Genomic DNA, 20,160 nt, shown 5'->3' with positions numbered 1-20,160 from the left:
CTGATAAAACTCATCTTCGAGACCTCTTCGACAAAACTAAATTTCAAAATGACAAAGAGCGTTTTAGGCTTAATGAGCCAAATTTATTTGATTTTTAATTCGTCCCAATTTTTATGGGACACTAGTGATTGTTTTATTTGAGTGAATGTAAAGACACGATGTAATTTCAATCCGGCAAGCGGCTTTGAGCCGCTGCCCGGTGTCTGCACCTCTCCTTTTTATAACGAGATTGAAGTTCCCTGATAGAAATTCAGTAACTTCAGGTTAAGTACTGCTGTATATTTGGCTTGCAGGTAGGCTTGCTGTGCAGAGAGGTATTTATTCTTTTGCGTCAGCAGGTCAACCGTATTCTTCATACCGAGGTTGAATTGCTCTTCGGTTAGTTTGTAACTGAGTTCGGTTGATTTCAACTGGTCTTTGGCAGCCACGTACTTACTTTGAGCAGATACCACATCCTGATAGACCGATTCAATGGTTTTCAACAAATCCTTTTGGGCAGAAGTGTAATCCAGTTTCGCCGCATCAATCTCCATTTTGGCTTTCTCGATAGCCGACTTCGTCTGACGGTTATTGAAAATAGGCAGACTCACGGAAACTCCCAGATTCTGACCAAAGTTGTTTCCAAGCTGTGTTCCAAACGACGTACTCCGGTTATAGATATTGCCCGTCCCCAGACTTCCACCCAGGGAAATGGTTGGCAAACTACCTGCTTTCGCTTTGGAATAGGTCAATCCAGCCACATCAATACTTAACTGGCTGTTGCGGATTTGTGGCATTACTTTCAAAGCCGTCTGGTAAACGTCATACTTTGTAGGTAACACTTCCAGTACCTGTTCATCTGTCAATGCCGGGATTTCTACCTGAAAATCATCGTTGATGCCCAGTTCAAGCAACTGTTTCAGTGACAGTTTCGCCTCATCCAGTGTGTTTTGGTCAACAGCCAACTGGTATTTATCGGTGCTGTATTGCGACTCCACCTGTGCATAATCTATTTTGGTTATTGAGCCTGCATCCAGTAGGTTTTTCGAACGCTTCAACTGGGCAGCGGAAGTTTCCAGCGTTTGCTGGTCGGTTTTCTCCGTTTCATTGGCATAAAGCACTTGCAAATAGGCTTGTGCAATCGATACCTCGATATCATTCTTTGTCTCTTTCAATGTCAGCTCCTGAATGGTAGTTTGCAGACTCTTTTGCCTGATGTCATCAGCGATCTTGCCGCCGTTGTAGAGGGTCATGTTGGAACTCAGGGAGTAGCTCCCTTTCATCGAGGAATTGAAGCTGTTGCTTGTTACGCTCTTTGCATTATCCAGGTTTTGCGACATACTCGCAGTAAGGGAAGGCAAATAGGCCGCTTTTGACTGTTTCAAATCCACCTTACTCTCCTCAACGGCTATCTTCGCCTTCTGTACCTTGATGTTATTCTGATGAGCATACTCAATGCAATTCTTCAAGTCCCACTTGGCCGGCTTTTGCTGTGCGGCAATAGTTACCGATGCTCCCAAAGCGGCCAGTATAAACAGGTTTCTGATCATTTTCTTCATATTGCAATTCATTGATTATGCAACAAAATTATCACCCCCAATTCCGCATTACAAATACATTATATATAGGGCTGAATTCTATCGACATTCAGTCTGATTTTCCCGATGAAAAACTGGCAGTCTTTCAGGAGAGTGTGAATCGCCTCACAGCATAAACGCAGAAAGCAGCTCCAGACTTTTGCTGAAACTGCTTTCCTGATTATGATTGTGGTATTTATATACCGCCTTACAATGTTGTTTTGAACATCTTTTATTCATTGAGTTTTTTAACCACTCTTGCCGGATTTCCCACAGCCAAAGTATCTGCCGGAATGTCTTTGGTCACGACTGCGCCTGCTCCGATTACAGCACGGTCACCAATGGTAACTCCGGGACAAATCGTAACATGCCCGCCAATCCAACACTCTTCACCGATTGTTACCGGTTGGCAATCTTCCCACTCTCTGCGGTCTTTCACATTGACAGGATGTCTTGCCGTGTAGATATGGACGCCCGGCGCCATAAGCGTTTTTTTGCCAATGGTAACTTTTGCGCCATCGAGTATGGTAGCTCCGGAATTAAAGAAGACACCTTCCGCTGCGTAGATATTCTCGCCATAGTCGCAATAAAACGGAGGTACAATATTCAGGTCTTTGGCCGCATTGGGACACAATTCATTAATGGTATCCTGAAATTTGTCTGTATAGTATTCTGTTACGTTGAGTTTGTGAAGAGTACGTTTTACCCGGGTGCGAATATCGGTCAGCTCCTGGCAAAACGCATCATAGGGCTCTCCCGCCATCATTTTCTCTTTTTCTGTTTTCATCTTACTAAGCAATTGGTCGTTATATAAATGTAGTTTCAATCTACGCAGCAAAGTTAGCTCATTTATTAGCGATTCTAAAATTGTCACCCGAATGCTATACCTATACTTCGATTGTTTCTTCTGATGGATTCGGATAAAGAAATAACCGCAGAAAATGAGTTGTAGGACTCTTTCTGCGGTTATTTTGTTTTGGGGTGATTCTGCGATTCTATGTGAAAGAAACTCTGTAATTGACTTTCGCACCAAGACTGCTTAATCGCACTCAGGAGCCAGTTATGAGCGCAACGGGGACTTGGATTCAAATCGATTCATTTTTCAAACTGAATAGCTTCAACACAATTTACATTTTCCATGTTCACAGTCGGAGACTTCTCTTATTTCCAGCACAAATCACCGCTGCTCTCAAGTACCTTGTGCTAGACACGGAATGAGTTTTCCAAGTCACTCTGGATTTACAAATAAAAGTAGTGGAACCGTTGGCGAGATTTGCAATCTCGCCTCATAACACTAAAAGGATTTTCAATCCGACAACAAACTATTCCGCTATAAAAATAACCATTTTAGCAATGCTTCGAATGTTCAACCTATTTGTTTTCGGATTTCAATCCTCATAATGCTAAAAGGCGGGATGATGAGTATTTATTACAAATATTGCGAGAAATAGAGGCCAAAAATAAAGCACTTACAGTTATATCACTATACTACAAGTAAATACTATATACTGAATAGTTGTTTGCAAAACTTGCAAAGCCTCTTGCAAGTTACGCAAAGCCCTTTGCATAACTTGTTTTTGCCTTTGTAAAACACGCAGAGCCTTATACAAAACAAACATTGGCTTCTGCAAGTTACGCAAGCCCCTTTGCAAAACAGGTAAAGCTTCCGGCAAAACACGCAAAGGGCTATGTATGTTATGAGAAGCACTTTGCATAGCTTGTTTTTGGTTTTGCAAAATACGCAGAGCCTTATGCAAGCAAACATAGGCTTCTGCAAGTTGGATATGACCTTTTGTGAGTTATTAAACTACTTTTTTCTGATTGGTGTGTTCAGAATAACAACTTGCCGATTTTCTCGTATTGTAGGGAGACAATTTAAATCGCAACAACAGGCATAAAACGTGTGTTCCAAAGCTTTCCCCACTCAAAAAGAGACATTTTGATACTTTTGATTTCATTTTATGCCCTTTCCTTTCAGCCCGATACGGTTTTTCGGGGATAAGATTGTATCTTTGCACTGCTTTTCGGAATTTGTGCAATCGGACCGTTCCAGAGAGCCTTTCAGCAGAATAAACTAACACACTATACGCTACACTCGCACATGAAAACTGATATTGAAATCGCCCGCGAAACCCCTTTGAAGAAGATCAAGGACATCGCCATCGATCTGGGTATTTGTCCCGACGAGCTTATGTATTACGGAAAATACATCTCCAAGCTCTCATACCGGCTAATCGATGAAGAAAAGGTGAAACAAAACAATCTGATCCTGGTGACAGCCATTACCCCTACCAAAGCGGGTATCGGAAAAACCACGGTTTCTATCGGTCTCGCACTGGGACTGAATCAGATTGGTAAACGTGCGATTGTGGCTTTACGCGAACCTTCACTTGGCCCTTGTTTCGGACAAAAAGGCGGTGCAGCCGGAGGTGGTTACGCCCAGGTGCTTCCGATGGAAAGCATCAACCTGCATTTCACAGGTGATTTCCATGCCATCACTTCGGCCAACAACATGATTTCTGCACTCCTCGATAACTACCTTTATCAAAACAGAGGGACCTGCAAAGGTTTGAAAGAGATTCTCTGGAAACGTGTGCTTGATATCAATGACCGTTCCCTGCGCAGCGTGGTTACCGGCCTGAATGGCAAGGCAAACGGCATCCCTACCGAAACCGGATTTGACATTACTCCGGCTTCCGAGATTATGGCTATCCTTTGCCTCTCTACCAGCATCGAAGACCTGGAGCGTCGCATCGAAAATATCCTGTTGGGTTACACCTACGAGGACAAACCTTTTACGGTAAAAGATCTTGGTGTAGCGGGTGCCATTACTGTGCTTCTGAAAGAGGCCATTAATCCAAATATCGTTCAAACAACAGAAAATACTGCGGCTTTTGTTCATGGTGGTCCTTTTGCCAATATTGCTCACGGTTGCAACTCCGTGCTTTCTACCAAAATGGCCTTGACCTACGGTGAATATGTAGTAACTGAAGCGGGCTTCGGCGCCGATCTTGGCGCTGAAAAATTCTTCAACATCAAATGCCGCAAATCGGGATTACAACCTAAGCTAACAGTCATCGTCGCTACGGCGCAGGGCCTGAAAATGCACGGTGGCGTTGCGGTGGACAAAATCAAGGAACCAAATATCGAAGGCATCAAGCGCGGCTTCGCCAACCTGGACAAGCATATCGAGAACATGCGCAAATTCGGACAGACGGTGATGGTGGCATTTAACCGTTATAGCTGCGATACAGACGAGGAAGTAGCTCTGATTGCAGAGCACTGCCGTTGTATGGGAGTAGAGTTTGTTGTTAACAATGCTTTTGCCGAAGGCGGAAAAGGCGCCGTTGAGCTCGCAGAGAAAGTAGTGGAACTGATTGAAAAACGACCATCCAAACAACTGCTCTTCTCTTACAGCGATGAAGATTCCATTGCTGAGAAAATCGAGAAGATTGCCAAATACGTCTATGGCGCGCGCCACGTCATGTTTAGTGACAAAGCGGAGAAAGCGTTGAAAAATATTCACCGTTTCGGATACGAGCATTTCCCGGTCTGCATCGCAAAAACCCAATACTCTTTCTCTGCCGACCCTAAAGCGGTAGATATCATCAAAGATTTCGAATTTAAAATCAACGATATCATCATCAACAGCGGTGCTGAATTTATCGTAGCCGTAGCCGGAGAAATCATGCGTATGCCGGGGCTTCCCAAAGTACCACAGGCAAATCTGATCTATTTGAAAGACGGACAGGTAGAAGGCTTGAGCTAAGCGTCAGATTTCTAAGTTATTTGTGATTATTCTGTATTTTATTCTGCCATTTTGATTTACGAAAATCATTTTCGCTTACATTTGCAGGTCAATTTATTAAAACAAATATTATGTGTGGAATTGTAGGTTATTTAGGAGACAGAGATGCATATCCCATTTTGATCAAAGGATTACATCGCCTGGAATACCGCGGATATGATAGCGCCGGTGTGGCATTGATCAATCCCAAAAACGACCTGAATGTCTATAAGGCGAAAGGTAAAGTAGCCGAACTGGAAGAATTCGCAGAGTCAAAAGATACTACCGGTACCATTGGTATCGCTCATACCCGTTGGGCTACTCACGGAGAGCCCAACAACGTAAACGCTCACCCTCACTACTCTCAGTCAGAGACACTGGCTTTGATTCACAACGGTATTATCGAAAACTATGCCGTACTGAAAGCCATGTTGATTGAGCACGGATTTACTTTCAGCAGTAGCACTGACACTGAAGTTTTGATCCAGTTGATCGAATATATTAAGGTTACCAATAAATGCGACCTGTTTACCGCTGTTCAGTTAGCGCTGAATGAAGTAATCGGAGCTTATGCAATCGCCGTAATCGAAAAGGGTAACCCTGACCAGATCATCGCGGCCCGTAAAAGCAGCCCGTTGGTAGTAGGTATCGGTGAAAATGAATTCTTCCTGGCTTCAGATGCAACTCCGATTATCGAATACACCAATCAGGTAGTTTACCTGGATGATGAGGAGATTGCAATCCTTCGCCGTGGTGAAGAGTTGAAAGTCGTGGACCTGAAAAATGTGGAACGTTCTCACGAAATCAAGAAGCTGGAACTCAGCCTGAGCCAACTGGAAAAAGGCGGATATCCTCACTTCATGATCAAGGAGATCTTCGAACAACCTAAAACTATCCTCGACTGTACCCGTGGCCGTATTAACGTGGAAGGAACCAGTGTTGTACTTTCGGGTGTCATCGACCATAAAGAGAAATTCCTGAATGCACGCCGCATTATCATCGTGGCTTGCGGTACTTCCTGGCATGCCGGACTGATCGGCGAGCACGTGATCGAAGACCTATGCCGGATCCCGGTAGAGGTGGAATATGCCTCTGAATTCCGTTACCGCAATCCGGTGATCTATCCGGATGATGTGGTAATTGCCATTTCCCAGTCAGGTGAAACAGCCGATACACTGGCGGCTATCGAACTGGCAAAAAGCAAGGGAGCATTTATCTACGGTATCTGTAACGCTATCGGTTCGTCTATTCCCCGTGCTACACATTCCGGATCATACATCCACGTGGGTCCTGAAATCGGGGTGGCATCGACCAAGGCATTTACCGGTCAGGTTACCGTACTGACCATGCTGGCATTGACTATTGCCAAAGAAAAAGGCTCTATCACAGAAGAGAAATTCCTGAATACGGTAAAAGAACTGACTATTATTCCTGAAAAAATCGGGCACATCCTGACTCAGCATGAATCTATCCACCAGTTCTCCAAAATATTTACCTACGCCAAAAACTTCATCTACCTGGGTCGCGGATACAACTATCCATCGGCGCTGGAAGGAGCATTGAAGCTGAAAGAGATTTCATATATCCATGCGGAAGGATATCCGGCGGCTGAGATGAAGCACGGCCCTATCGCATTGATTGACAATGAAATGCCGGTCGTGGTAATTGCCACTCACAATGAACTTTACGAAAAGGTGGTCAGCAACATCCAGGAAGTAAAAGCGCGAGGTGGTAAGATCATTGCCATCGTAACCGAAGGAGATGAAACTGTAACCAAACTCGCAGACTACTCGATTGCCGTACCGGCTACCGAGGAGTGCCTCGATCCACTGTTGACCTCTATTCCTTTGCAGCTTCTGGCTTACCACATTGCCGTGAATAAAGGCCGCGACGTGGACCAACCCCGAAATCTGGCGAAATCCGTGACGGTTGAGTAATCGTCTAAAAATACTATCTTTAATCCCCCGTTTGAAGGAATCAGGCGGGGGATTTTATTTAGTTTCGTAGCTGAGATTCTGATGAGATAACAATATGAGTGAAAAAAACAGTTATAACTCAATCTTAAAGACAACAGGACTGGTTGGTTTGGTTCAGATTATTGCAATTTTATTGGGAATAATCCGCACTAAATGTATAGCCATAATATTAGGAACTGGCGGTTTTGGTGTTTTCAGTCTTTACAATAGCTTGTTGGATTTCATGTCTAATACGTGCCAGTTTGGAATTGGTGCCGGAGGCGTGCGACAACTCGCATTGGAAAAGTCAGACGAACGACAGAATGAGGTTGAGAAGATTGTTTTTATTCTGAAAACCTGGATTATAGGCGCATCTTCAGTAGCAGCTTTATTAATGATTCTTTTCTCCAAAGAGATCAGTCTTTTTCAGTTTAAAAACGATAAATACAGTCTCGGAATTATTTTTATTTCATTTGCCGTCCTGTTTAGCAATATATACAATATCAATATTATTATTCTCAACGGGGTCCGTGAAATCAAGGCTATGGCTAAGGTTCAGGTAATGGCTGCTGTTTGGGGAGTCATTGTGGCATTGCCCATTCTCTATTTTTTCAGGCAAAAAGGCATAGAGTTAAGTATCCTGGCTGTTTTCATCGTAAACAGCATTGTCTCAGCACTCTATATCCGGAAACTTGGCATTAAATCAATACTTCCAACCAAGAGCGAGTATATAAAACACTTTAAGCCAATAATTGGCATTGGGATTAGTTATGCCATTCCCGGTATTATAAATACCTGTCTATTATATGTTGCCAGATTCTATCTGAAAGAAATCTTTAGTTTTGAGGTTTTAGGAATTTACCAGGCCTGCATTGTCTTGTCCACTCTCTATGTACAAACCATTGTAAGTGCGATGGGAGTCGAATTCTTACCAAGCTTAATGAGTGTGAGGGACAATGACCAACTGATCAATAAAAAAGCTGCCGAACAAATGGAACTTGGACTTCTTTTGGGATCAATTGGGGTAATCGCGACTTTTGCTTTCGCACCTTATATTCTTCAACTTTTTTACAATCATGATTTTATTCAGGGAACTTCCATTCTCAGATGGCAGATTATGGCTGTTTTGCTGAGGGTGCTGGAGTGGCCTTTGGGATATACGACTACTGCTAAAGGTAAAAGTGGAGTTTATATGACTTTGCAGATCTTTTATCTGTTCTTCGATTTTGGCATGCTTTATCTGTTTACCAGATTATGGGGCTTCAACGGATTGGGAATGTGCCATTTTGTAGCCTATACCATCTTTTTTATCGTACGATATTATTCGGTGAAGAAGATAACCGGTTTTGTCTTCACACCTCTATTGAGAAAGATTTTTCTGACGATTTGTATCTTTGTTACATTATTAGTTCTGAACACGATCTTTATTAAGGATTCTATTGCATTATTTATCTCATTATTCATATTGGTAATCAGCTGCTTATGGTCAAATAAAGTGCTGAAAGAAGAGATGAATATCAATATGCTTCTGATGATGAAACGTTTCATTAAGTCTAAATCGTAGAAAATAACATGAATAACATTACGTTCTCAATTGTCATTCCTCTCCATCAAAAAGGGAAGTTTATTGCAAGGGCAATTGATAGTGTTTTGGCCCAATCTTATCGATACTTTGAGTTAATAATCGTCGATGACGGTTCAACAGATGACGGTCCGGAAATAGTCAAACAATATACAGACCACCGGATCAGGCTGATTGCTCAGGAAAACCAAGGCGTATCAGCTGCCCGTAACAGAGGAATCGCTGAGGCAAAATCTGAATATATCGGCTTGCTTGATGCCGATGATAAATGGGAACCGGCGTTTCTAATGGAAATGAAAAGGTTGATTGAATCTTTTCCCGGATGCGGTTGGTACAGTTGCGCCTGGACTGTTTTGTCCAATAACGGTAAAATCGTACCCAGCAATTCGCCCATAAAAGAAGGGATAATAGCGAACTTCTTTGAGTTGGCAACTGAAAACGACATCATTAATTCGTCTTCGGTTGTTTTACCTCGGGACACAATCAATAGTGTGGGAGGATTCCCTACCAATATCAAACATCGGGAGGACCTTTTTACATGGATAAAAATAGCATCAACCTATCCGGTTTGCTTTACCAATAAAAGGTTATCCTGGTATTTTTGCAATGAGAATGATACCCTGAAAAGATTACGTTCAAGTGAGTCGGATCATTACGCACAGTTTCTGGAACCGGGGAATTCTACAAAAAATGAATTTCTGGCCTATGCCGCTTTGCATAAAGGTATTCTTGACTCGATCTACGGAGACAAAAGAATCGCCAGAGAAATCGCAGAGAAATACAGTTTCACCATACAGCACCGGGAAATGCTGCAAAAATTGCGTTTTTACAATAAAATCCCCTGGCGATTGCTTACCTGTTATTTTATACTGCTTCGATTCTTAGTCGTTTCAAAACGAAGATTCGTGAAACTAATTACCGGACTATTGAAATGAAAATCCTGATCCTTCCCTCCTGGTATCTGCCAGGAAGAGCCTATTTTATACAAGAACAAGCTTTGTTTATTCAGGAACAAGGGATTGAGGTAGATGTATTGGCAAATGTATCATTATCCGTTACATTTGACCAAATGAAATATCTAACCTCTTCGTGGAAAAGTTTCAGTCAAATGGAAAGGGGATTACTTACCTACCGTTGCTTCACCCGACAACTTCCTAAAAGCGAAAAGTTTAATATTGAATACTGGGTAAAAAAAACTCTTGACCTTTTTGAAAAATACCAGCTCGAACAAGGGCTGCCCGATTTAATACATGTCCACAGTTCTACCTGGGGAGGGCTGGCTGCGGCAATCATCAAGGAAAGGTTTGGTGTAACCTATGTGATTACCGAACACCGGGGGGTATTTGCCCTGCAAAGTGAATTCTCCATCAGGCAATTTCCGGCATGGAAAGATCCATACTATCAGAAGACTTTTGAAAATGCCGATTTCATAATTCCCGTTTCAGATCAACTGATGCGGAAGATCTCGATCTATTCAGGTGAAAAGGTTCCCTGGAAAGCCGTTCCCAATATTGTCGATACCGATTTTTTCCATTACAAAGAGAGGGACCCAAACAAACCGTTCCATTTCATCTGTGCCAATGGATTTTATAAAGTAAAGGGCTACGATATACTCCTGAAAGCCTTTGATCGATTTTGCGAAAAGCATCCGGATGTGAAACTCTCCATTGCAGGCGAATATTTTGATTCACCGAAGTTTCAAAAGATACTTTCGGATTGCCTTAACCGTGATAAGATTGTTTTTACCGGTGAGTTATCCCGTGAAGAAGTCAGGGAGCTGATGCATTCTGCCGATGCATTCTTACTTTCCAGTCGGGTCGAATCTCAATCGATTGCAACAGTGGAGGCATTAAGCACGGGCTTGCCTGTGGTTTGCACTGACGTGGTTCCGGAGTTTGTGGTTCCTTCATTTTGCGGCTACCGTGTTCCGAATGAAGACCCGGAGGCATTTGCCGGGGCTATGCTCAGAATGGTGAAGAATATCGAATCGTTTGATCGGAAAAGACTTTCCCAACATGCCCGCAATATTGCGCACAAAGAGGTTATTGTTAGACAATTAATTGAGATATATAATCAGGTTCTGAATTCTCAATAGAACTACTTCTTCCGAAAAAGATCAAGAAGGGGGAATTCTCTCCGGATTCGGTAGTATTCTTCTTTTTCACCTCCCAATCCCGTATAAAACCGAGCAACCTCAGGTAGGGAAGAACCTTCAAAGTCCAGAATAGAAGTTTTTCCAGACTTTTCAATCAGAAACTGGTTCATTAAAGCAAACATCGCTGAAAGTTGTTTTCCTTTTTCGGAAGAGACTGGTGCAAGGTAATAATATCTTTCTTTGTATTTGAGAAAAAAGGTGGCTGTGAGAAGAGTATTTTCCTGAAAGACACCCCAGATTTCGGTTTGATCTTTAAGATGAGCAACTTGATAGAGGTTCTCAATGATAGATATAATTTCCGGTGTATAAAACCGGGATTCTTTCAAAATAAAGTTTCGAAACAGATTAAACTCTACTCCGGAACTAATTTTCAGCTTCTCTTTGGTTGTCTTATTGATATTACGAATGGTATTCTTCGAATATTTCTTTTTCAAGTCTTCGAATGGAAGAGAAAGATCGATAGTGATATTGGTGCGAATAATACTCTCAGATAGAGGATTAGAAGAGTTTAGCTGAAGATCATATCTGAAATAAGGAATTGAGTGAATAAAATCCGTTACTATCTCTGATGCGATGCTTAACGCTGAAAATACACCCAATTGCTGGCAACAAAGCGGTTGCACCAAATAGGGAAATCCAAATTTCCTTTTGACAGGCAAAGGCATCACATATTGATACTCTTCCGTAGCCAATGTCTCCCATCCGGGCGACACAATATCGAGATACCACGACAAAGCATAGATGCGACAATTTGCAGCGTTCGCTATTGTCGCATCCCATTTTTCTTTATCAATCTGATTATGTCGAAGATGAGTAATCCGCATAACTTACTTACAGCTCCAATCCATCCAACAATTTCACGTAAATCTGAATCGCCTCCCGGATTTCATCTAAGTAAATGAATTCATCAGCTGTATGAGAACGGGCAGAATCTCCGGGGCCCATTTTCACCGTAGGGAAACGCATAAAGGTCTGGTCCGAAAGCGTTGGTGAACCATAGATGGTTTTGCCCAGCAATTGAGCGCGTTGCACGAAGGGATGGTTTGTGTCAATGCTCGAAGAGTTCAGGCGGAAAGAGCGCGGCGTGATGTCGCAGGTCATCTCCTCCTTCAGGATATTGAAAATTTCTTCGTTGGTATAGCATTCGTTTGAACGGACATCTACGGTAAATTCGCAACGGTCAGGAACAACGTTGTGTTGCGTTCCTGCTTTAATGACACTGACTGTCATTTTCACCGGGCCGAGCAGGTTGGTTTGCTTTGGGAAATGGTAATCGCGGAATTTCTCGATGATGGGTAGCGCTTTGTAGATGGCATTGTCACCCTCATTGCGGGCTGCGTGGCCTGACTTTCCATGCACGACACAGTCGAGTACCATCAGCCCTTTTTCGGCAATGGCAGCGTTCATGCCAGTCGGTTCTCCTACAACTGCAAATGAGATGGAAGGCAATTCCGGCAATGCTGCTTCAGCGCCATTTTTCCCTGAAACCTCCTCCTCGCAAGAAGCCAGGAAAAGCAGATTATACGGCAGCGCTTTTTCCCGTAAAACCAGAAACGTATGGAGTAGTGAAACCAGACTGGCTCCGGCATCGTTACTTCCCAGTCCGTACAGCTTGCCTTCTTCTTCCAGTGGTTCCAATGGATTCTTGGTCCAGGATGATGCCGCTTTTACGGTATCGATGTGAGAATTCAGCAGAATAGTTGGTTTGGCTGCATCGTAGGGATGAGCAAAACACCAGTTGTTGTTGCCTTTGCGGAAAACCTCCAGGCCATGACTTTGGAGGAAATTATACATATAGTCTGCCGCCTGATCCTCTTCCCGACTGAGTGAAGGTATGGCGATGAGCGCTTTGAGCAGGTCAACGGCAGAGTAGTAAGCTTCGTCGATATTCATAGTTTTTGCAAATAAAAAAGCAGGAGCAGACAACAGTTAGTACACTGTTACCTGCTCCTGCAAATATAGTCAAATTTAGAACATGCTGGCAATGCGTTTCACGGCAGACACCAACGCGTCGATCTCTTCTTTGGTATTGTAAAATGAGAAGGAAGCGCGAACCGTTCCTTCCACACCCAAGCGCTTCATCAATGGTTGAGCGCAGTGGTGACCGGTACGGACAGCAATTCCCAGTTTATCGAGCAACATGCCCATATCGTAGTGGTGAATATTGCCCACTAAGAATGAAATTACAGCACCTTTGTGAGCTGCTGTTCCCAATATGCGCAGGCCGTCTATCTCAAGCAATTTTTCAGTTGCATAATGCAGTAGCTCATCCTCATAAGCAGCAATGTTATCCATACCAATTGCCGATACATAGTCCAAAGCTGCTGCCAATCCGGTTGACCCGATATAGTCCGGAGTTCCGGCTTCAAACTTAAACGGCAGTTCATTGAATGTCGTTTTCTCAAAAGAGACCGTGGCAATCATTTCACCACCGCCCTGATAAGGAGGTATTTTCTCCAGCCATTCGGTTTTTCCGTATAAAACTCCAATACCGTTCGGTCCGTAGATTTTATGCGCTGAGAAAGCGTAAAAATCGGCATCCAGTTCCTGCACATCAATCTTCATGTGCGGAACCGACTGCGCTCCGTCAATCAATGCCGGAACACCTTTGGAGTGAGCAAAGTCGATAATTTCCTTCACCGGATTAACCGTTCCCATTACATTGGAAACGTGCATCACGGAAACCAGCTTTGTCCGTTCATTGAACAGCTTCTGGTATTCGTCCAGCAACAATTCTCCATTGTCATTCATCGGAATGACGCGGAGCTTAATGCCTTTGCGGGTCTCCAGCAATTGCCAGGGAACGATGTTGGAGTGGTGTTCCATCTCCGATATAATAACTTCATCTCCTGCTGAAAGCAGTTCGCCAAATGACGATGCCACAAGATTGATAGCTTCGGTAGTACCACGTGTAAAGATAATTTCGTGTGCCTCTTTGGCATTGATGAATTTCTGAACGGTACGACGGGCTGCTTCATGAGCTTCGGTTGCTTCCTGGCTCAGGTAGTGAACGCCGCGGTGGATATTGGCATTCACGTTATAGTATCCCTCTTCGATTTTCTCCACCACGCAACGGGGCTTTTGAGTAGTCGCTCCATTGTCGAAATATATCAAGTCCTTTCCGTAGATTTTCCGGGAAAGGATGGGAAAGTCGGCTCGTATTTTTTGAACGTCAAGCATAGTCTTTGCTTTTGTTTTATTTGAAAATATGCCAATGGAAAAGCTCTCCATTGGCACACAATATCTTAATTACATAAGTTGCAACCCGCACATTTGGCCAGCTCGCCACGGAAACGTTTTTCCACCAACAGTTTGAGCCGGTCTTTCAACGCTTCCATACGTATTGTGTCGATAACATCGGCCATGAAGGCAAATTTCAATAACATACGCGCTTCTGCTTCCGAGATTCCACGGGCACGCATGTAGAAGAGCGCCGTTTCGTCAATTTGACCGATAGTGGCACCGTGGCTACATTTGACATCATCGGCATAAATCTCAAGCTGAGGCTTGGTGTACATTTTTGCTTCGCGGGTCGTACAGATATTCTTGTTGGACTGGTATGCTTCGGTTTTCTGGGCATCCGGACGAACCAAAATTTTTCCGGTGAATGCTCCGACAGAATATTCGTCCAGAACATATTTGAAGTTCTCGTTGCTTAAACAGCGGGGAACGGCGTGGTCGATGAAGGAATGATTATCGACAGTCTGCGTTTTGTCCACAATCGCAATTCCGCCCAGGTGATGTTCTGCATTTTCACCTTTGAAAACAACGTGGTAGTTGTTGCGGGTCTTGCCGTTGTGCAAAGTAATGCCGTTTACCATCACATTGGAGTTTGCCTCCTGAGAAAGGAAAGTTGAAGCAACACGACGGGTATTTACGCTGTTTTCCTCCATTTCGTAGAAATCGAAACGGGCATTTTCCCCTACAAAGATTTCCGTTACCTGCGTGGCGAGGAACGTGATTTTTTCATCTATCGAGTGGTCGCAAACAAGTAATTTAGCTTCAGAGTTATCTTCCATGATAATCAACAACCGGCGGTTAGCCATAGAGTCAACATCTCCGCGAAGGATATTTACCAACTGAAGCGGCTTCTCAATGACAGTATTCTTGGGAACGTAAACCACAAAGCCATCCTGAGCGAATGTGGTATTGAAGGCAACCAAACCGTCATTTTCGGTTTTAGCCAGTTTTCCGTAGTATTTGGCTGCAATCTCCGGTTTTTGCTCCGAAAACTCTTTCAGGCTTCCGACAAATACCGACTCAGGCAATTGGGCGGTCGGTTGGAATTTTTTGTAGAAGCTGTCATTTACCAAAAAGTAAAGAGCAGTACTCAAATTCGGAACGTCACAATGAAACACTTCATACGGGTCAACGGGAATATTCAATCGGGTCAGATTCAACCCGAAATCCCAGTCAAAAAACGATGCAACGTCGGTGTATTTGTATTCCTCCGAATCTTTCTTGGGAAAACCGTTGCGGACAAAATCCTCAAAGGCTTTCTCGCGGGGTGCATTCAGCACCTCCGATGAGTGACTCTTAATCAGTCCGTGGGCCTGATTGTACAAGTCTATATATTGTTGTTCTGTTTTCATATTTAAAAAGCCCCTCTATTCCCAATGGGAATCCATAAAATGAGTGATACTCGATTTATTATTTACCATTGACATGGTATTCTGTAAACCCCTCCTTGGGAGGGTCCCGATAGTTATCGGGAGGGAGGTCATCTTTTCTTAATCACCCCACTCTTTGCGAATCCAGTCGTAACCTCTGTCTTCCAGTTCGAGTGCAAGCTCAGGACCTGCTGATTTTACGATACGACCTTTGTATAGTACGTGTACAAATTCAGGCTTGATGTAGTCTAACAAACGCTGGTAGTGGGTAATCACAATAGTTGCGTTATGTTCGCTACGAAGCGTATTTACACCGGTAGCAACCACACGAAGGGCATCGATATCAAGACCTGAATCCGTTTCATCAAGGATAGAAAGGCGTGGTTCGAGCATTGCCATCTGGAAAATCTCGTTACGTTTCTTTTCACCACCGGAGAAACCTTCGTTTACCGAACGGCTGGCAAGCTTGTTGTCCAGCTCAACGATTTCGCGTTTTTCACGCATCAGTTTCAGGAAGTCTGAAGCAGAAAGCGGCTCCTGTCCTTTGTATTTGCGGTGTTCATTTACCGCTGTACGCATGAAATTCACCATGCTTACACCCGGGATTTCCACCGGATACTGGAAACTAAGGAACAAGCCTTCGCAAGAGCGGTGCTCTGGAGGCAAGTCCAGCAGATTCTTTCCATAGAAATTCACCTCTCCGTCAGTTACAGTAAAAGCCGGATTTCCTGCCAAAACTGAAGAAAGGGTACTTTTACCGGAACCGTTAGGTCCCATGATTGCGTGTACTTCTCCGGGACGAACCGTCAGGTTAATCCCTCTCAATATTTCTTTGCCGTTGATATTGGCGTGTAGGTTCTTTATTTCTAGCATTGTTTTCTCTGTTTATTGGTGAAAGTCCACATTCTCGATTGAAAGACTTTCAATATTTTGATTGAATTAATAGTTGTCTTATGCTCCTTTCAGGAGAAATAAGGTTCTTTTATCCTACCGAACCTTCCAAACTAATTTGCAACAGTTTCTGGGCTTCTACTGCAAACTCCATCGGAAGTTTATTCATAACCTCTTTAGCGTAACCATTTACAATGAGACCTACGGCATCTTCTGTAGAAATCCCGCGCTGGTTACAGTAGAAGAGTTGGTCTTCGCTGATTTTGGAAGTGGTTGCTTCGTGCTCCACCATTGCAGTCTCGTTATTGATTTCCATATAAGGGAAGGTGTGGGCTCCACATTTATCTCCCAACAGAAGGCTGTCACATTGCGAATGGTTACGGGCATTGTCGGCACGTTTGGTGATTTTTACCAGACCGCGGTAACTGTTTTGGCTATGACCGGCTGAGATACCTTTTGATACGATGGTACTTTTGGTATTTTTTCCCAGGTGAATCATTTTCGTTCCAGTATCAGCCTGCTGGTGATTGTTGGTAACGGCCACAGAATAGAATTCTCCTACAGAATTATCTCCGGCAAGGATACAGCTCGGGTATTTCCATGTAATAGCAGAACCGGTCTCTACCTGTGTCCAGGAGATTTTCGAACTGTCCCCTTTACAAAGTCCGCGCTTGGTTACAAAGTTGTAAATACCCCCGACACCGTTTTTGTCTCCCGGATACCAGTTCTGTACCGTCGAGTATTTCACTTCGGCACGGTCGTGAGCAACGATTTCTACAATAGCAGCGTGAAGCTGGTTTTCGTCACGCATCGGAGCGGTACAACCTTCGAGGTAACTTACATACGCATCGTCATCAGCGACTATGAGCGTACGCTCAAACTGTCCGGTGTTGGCTGCATTGATACGGAAATAGGTAGAAAGCTCCATTGGGCAACGAATACCTTTGGGTATATAGACAAACGAACCGTCACTGAATACTGCCGAGTTAAGTGCGGCAAAGAAGTTATCACGGTAAGGCACTACCGAACCGAGGTACTTTTTCACCAAATCAGGATAATCTTTCACCGCCTCGCTGAAGGAGCAGAAGATGATTCCCATTTCAGCTAGCTTTTCTTTGAATGTCGTTTTTACAGACACACTATCCATCACGGCATCCACTGCCATGCCCGAAAGCATCATCTGCTCTTCAAGAGGAATACCAAGCTTGTTGAACGTTTTCACCAGTTCAGGGTCCACCTCATCCATGTTCTTGGGACCTTCCTTCTTTTTGGGTGCCGCATAATAGCTGATGGATTGATAGTCGATTTCCGGCAAATTCAGGTGTGCCCAATCCGGCATTTTAATAGTTTGCCAGTAAGCAAAAGCTTTCAAACGGAAATCGAGCAGCCATTCCGGTTCGTTTTTCTTGGCCGAAATCAGACGTACCACGTCTTCATTCAACCCTACCGGAATAATTTCGGTATCAATGTCAGTAACAAACCCGTACTTATAGTCGCCGGTCGTTACCTCATCCAGTATATTTTTTTCTTCTTTTTCTTCCTGCATAATGAGCTAATTTTGGGATATATATGATGTTTCAGGAGCTATATTGTCCTATTTCCGGACAACCGATTACATATAACTCCTTTTCATTGAATCTGTTCAGTCTGGAAGCTTGTTTTAAGCCTCCTGTTCACTATCTTTCTCGTATTTAAAATACTTTTGCAAATAAGGGAAAATAGTCGGCGCTACCTTCACGACCGGATAATAAGTAAAGGATTCTTCTTTTGTGGAGGATTTTATTAACCTGTTATTGCGGTCAAACAACTGCAACAAATTAAAGAGAATACTTAACAACAATGCTGATTTTAGACCGCCAAAAACAGCACCCGCAATTTGATTCAGCGGACCTAGTCCGATTCCGGCCAATATGCGTTGAATGATTGTTGCAATCAGATTGCCCACCAGGAGCGTCACAATAAACGGAAGGAAAAACGAAAGCGGCTTCCAGACAAATTCCGGAAATTCATGCACCTTTTGCAAAAAAACAGCCGCTGCATCAGCATAATGAATCGCTACCCAGGTTCCGAAAACAAGGCCCATCAATGATACCAACTGTCGAACCAATCCTTCCAGAAAACCTTTTGCTACACCTAATCCCACTAATATGATTATAATCCAGTCAATGAAGTTCATAGGCATTTGTTCTATTCGCAAAAATAGTAATTTATGCTCAGAAACTTTCACAAATGTCCGTTTTTCACACGTTTTACAAGGTTTGAGATATTATTTCAGGCTATTTTGATGCAAATGTCAAGCAAAGTCAATATAGAACGGATATACATAAATGGGATAGCATTCAGGTTATGAAGAGTAATGGGATGAAATAAGTATGGGAACAAAATATTACATTTGTACAAATCAAAAACTGCAATTAGCCAATGAAGTCAATTTATTCCGACAGTGAACTTGGAAATATTACTATCCGCTTAAACTCACGAGCCAAAAAGGTGATTTTCAAACTTACTCCTGAAGGATTATTGGCCACCATTCCACCCGGTTGCACACAAAAATATTTCGAAGAGGTATTAAATCAACTCAGGCCCAGACTTCTGGATTTTGTAACTAAGAAAAATACCAAAACGACTCTTGATGAATCCTGTTCGTTGAAAACCCACACATTTTCTATTCGCATTTTCCGGATGGAGAGGGAAAATTTCTATTTTTCCCGAAAAGCGGAGACACTACACATCGCTTGCCCGATGAATACAGATTTTGAACGGGAAGAGGTTCGTAATTTATTGGTTAAAGGCATCGAACGGTTTCTCAAAGCCGATGCTAAAGCATACCTACCGCAACGGATACGCTTGTTGGCAGAGCGCCACAAACTCAACTTCAATGATGTAAAAATCAATTCAAGTCGTGGCAGATGGGGCAGCTGCAGTACGCATCGCTCTATCAACCTCTCCTTCTATCTGATGTTACTCCCGTCCCACCTGATAGATTATGTCCTGTTACACGAATTAACCCACACCCTTGAGATGAACCACAGTGATCGTTTTTGGCGGAAATTGGACGAATTTACAGGCGGACAATCACTTGCCCTCCGACATGAACTAAAAGCCTTCAAAACGCATATCTAAACCCTAAACATAATAATCAGGGCGAGCCCCTGCGGGTCGGGCTATCCGCTGCGAGTTCCCGTCCTGAAATACAGTCCGGGAAGCTCTCCGCTTCTATCCCTCTCGCCTGCGTGCGGACGGCAGTGCTCCTGATAAAAATCCCCTGCGCACAAAAATAAATTCCCTGCGCAGGAAAATAAAACGGATGCGCAGGAAATTATTTTTTCTGCACATCCGTTTCAAATCATTCCTTCATTCCCTCAATCCCTTAGAAACGACAAAACCCCCACCAGTTTCCTGATGAGGGTTTCTTAAAAGGCGGCTACCTACTCTCCCACTTGCGCAGTACCATCGGCGTGATCGGGCTTAACTTCTCTGTTCGGAATGGGAAGAGGTGGAACCCCGATGCTATAACCACCTAAATATTTTTATTTATCATTATAACATATCGTCAAGTAAAGCAGTCCATAAGAACCATCCAGCCATCTAAGACCAAGAAAGTTTCGGGTAATTAGTATTGCT

The 20,160-nt window shown here is 43.4% G+C and carries 15 protein-coding genes, 1 rRNA gene and 1 pseudogene; 7 read left to right on the top strand and 10 right to left on the bottom strand.

All coding sequences use genetic code 11. The features are described 5' to 3' along the window. Nucleotides 1-98 (top strand): annotated as a pseudogene (locus MLE17_RS18615) (IS4 family transposase); the annotation flags it as partial. Between the two features lie 120 nt (nucleotides 99-218). Here MLE17_RS18615 and MLE17_RS18610 read toward each other — a convergent pair. Then, nucleotides 219-1,538, bottom strand: a complete 1,320-nt coding sequence (locus tag MLE17_RS18610; protein WP_243350278.1) for a TolC family protein — start codon at nucleotides 1,536-1,538, stop codon at nucleotides 219-221. Nucleotides 1,539-1,788: 250 nt separating this feature from the next. Continuing rightward, the gene (locus tag MLE17_RS18605; protein WP_243350277.1) at nucleotides 1,789-2,343 is read right to left on the bottom strand and encodes a sugar O-acetyltransferase; all 555 of its coding nucleotides are present in this window, start codon (nucleotides 2,341-2,343) and stop codon (nucleotides 1,789-1,791) included. A gap of 1,314 nt (nucleotides 2,344-3,657) precedes the next feature. Between MLE17_RS18605 and MLE17_RS18600 the strand changes: the two genes are divergently transcribed. The 5 genes from MLE17_RS18600 to MLE17_RS18580 all read left to right on the top strand — a co-directional run bounded on the left by MLE17_RS18600 (nucleotide 3,658) and on the right by MLE17_RS18580 (nucleotide 10,975). Next, complete coding sequence (locus MLE17_RS18600; RefSeq protein ID WP_243350276.1) at nucleotides 3,658-5,325, top strand: formate--tetrahydrofolate ligase; 1,668 nt, start codon at nucleotides 3,658-3,660, stop codon at nucleotides 5,323-5,325. Between the two features lie 110 nt (nucleotides 5,326-5,435). Beyond that, nucleotides 5,436-7,280 (top strand): glutamine--fructose-6-phosphate transaminase (isomerizing), encoded by a 1,845-nt coding sequence (gene glmS, locus MLE17_RS18595; RefSeq protein WP_243350275.1) that lies wholly within the window; start codon nucleotides 5,436-5,438, stop codon nucleotides 7,278-7,280. Between the two features lie 94 nt (nucleotides 7,281-7,374). Further along, nucleotides 7,375-8,862: an oligosaccharide flippase family protein gene (locus MLE17_RS18590; RefSeq protein WP_243350274.1), complete on the top strand. Its 1,488-nt coding sequence runs from the start codon at nucleotides 7,375-7,377 to the stop codon at nucleotides 8,860-8,862. An 8-nt stretch (nucleotides 8,863-8,870) separates the two neighbouring features. After that, nucleotides 8,871-9,815, top strand: coding sequence for a glycosyltransferase family 2 protein (locus MLE17_RS18585; protein ID WP_243350273.1), 945 nt, complete (start codon nucleotides 8,871-8,873; stop codon nucleotides 9,813-9,815). Further along, nucleotides 9,812-10,975, top strand: coding sequence for a glycosyltransferase (locus MLE17_RS18580; protein WP_243350272.1), 1,164 nt, complete (start codon nucleotides 9,812-9,814; stop codon nucleotides 10,973-10,975). The genes MLE17_RS18585 and MLE17_RS18580 overlap by 4 nt, the downstream gene beginning before the upstream one ends. A gap of 2 nt (nucleotides 10,976-10,977) precedes the next feature. On the opposite strand, the gene MLE17_RS18575 is transcribed toward MLE17_RS18580, so the two are convergent. From MLE17_RS18575 to MLE17_RS18545, 7 genes are all read right to left on the bottom strand, one after another. Next, the gene (locus tag MLE17_RS18575; RefSeq protein WP_243350271.1) at nucleotides 10,978-11,859 is read right to left on the bottom strand and encodes a hypothetical protein; all 882 of its coding nucleotides are present in this window, start codon (nucleotides 11,857-11,859) and stop codon (nucleotides 10,978-10,980) included. Nucleotides 11,860-11,866: 7 nt separating this feature from the next. Beyond that, nucleotides 11,867-12,928 carry a M20 family metallo-hydrolase gene (locus tag MLE17_RS18570; protein WP_243350270.1) on the bottom strand — a complete coding sequence of 354 codons (1,062 nt, stop codon included), beginning with the start codon at nucleotides 12,926-12,928 and terminating at the stop codon, nucleotides 11,867-11,869. Nucleotides 12,929-13,003: 75 nt separating this feature from the next. Next, complete coding sequence (locus tag MLE17_RS18565) at nucleotides 13,004-14,215, bottom strand: cysteine desulfurase (protein ID WP_243350269.1); 1,212 nt, start codon at nucleotides 14,213-14,215, stop codon at nucleotides 13,004-13,006. A gap of 65 nt (nucleotides 14,216-14,280) precedes the next feature. After that, the gene (gene sufD / locus MLE17_RS18560) at nucleotides 14,281-15,627 is read right to left on the bottom strand and encodes a Fe-S cluster assembly protein SufD (RefSeq protein WP_243350268.1); all 1,347 of its coding nucleotides are present in this window, start codon (nucleotides 15,625-15,627) and stop codon (nucleotides 14,281-14,283) included. A 138-nt stretch (nucleotides 15,628-15,765) separates the two neighbouring features. Continuing rightward, entirely contained in the window at nucleotides 15,766-16,518 is a 753-nt protein-coding gene (gene sufC / locus MLE17_RS18555) for a Fe-S cluster assembly ATPase SufC (RefSeq protein ID WP_243350267.1), read from the bottom strand. 109 nt (nucleotides 16,519-16,627) lie between these two features. Continuing rightward, nucleotides 16,628-18,082: a Fe-S cluster assembly protein SufB gene (gene sufB, locus MLE17_RS18550; RefSeq protein WP_243350266.1), complete on the bottom strand. Its 1,455-nt coding sequence runs from the start codon at nucleotides 18,080-18,082 to the stop codon at nucleotides 16,628-16,630. Between the two features lie 114 nt (nucleotides 18,083-18,196). After that, nucleotides 18,197-18,712, bottom strand: coding sequence for a CvpA family protein (locus tag MLE17_RS18545; RefSeq protein ID WP_243350265.1), 516 nt, complete (start codon nucleotides 18,710-18,712; stop codon nucleotides 18,197-18,199). A gap of 245 nt (nucleotides 18,713-18,957) precedes the next feature. On the opposite strand from MLE17_RS18545, the gene MLE17_RS18540 reads away from it, so the two are divergent. Continuing rightward, nucleotides 18,958-19,659 (top strand): M48 family metallopeptidase, encoded by a 702-nt coding sequence (locus MLE17_RS18540; protein WP_243350264.1) that lies wholly within the window; start codon nucleotides 18,958-18,960, stop codon nucleotides 19,657-19,659. 292 nt (nucleotides 19,660-19,951) lie between these two features. Here MLE17_RS18540 and rrf read toward each other — a convergent pair. Further along, nucleotides 19,952-20,060 (bottom strand): 5S ribosomal RNA (gene rrf, locus MLE17_RS18535). Nucleotides 20,061-20,160: the final 100 nt, after the last annotated feature.

The sequence above is a fragment of the Parabacteroides sp. FAFU027 genome, from assembly GCF_022808675.1.
Classification (GTDB): domain Bacteria; phylum Bacteroidota; class Bacteroidia; order Bacteroidales; family UBA7332; genus CAXXIC01.
This window is presented reverse-complemented; position numbering and strand designations above follow the sequence as displayed.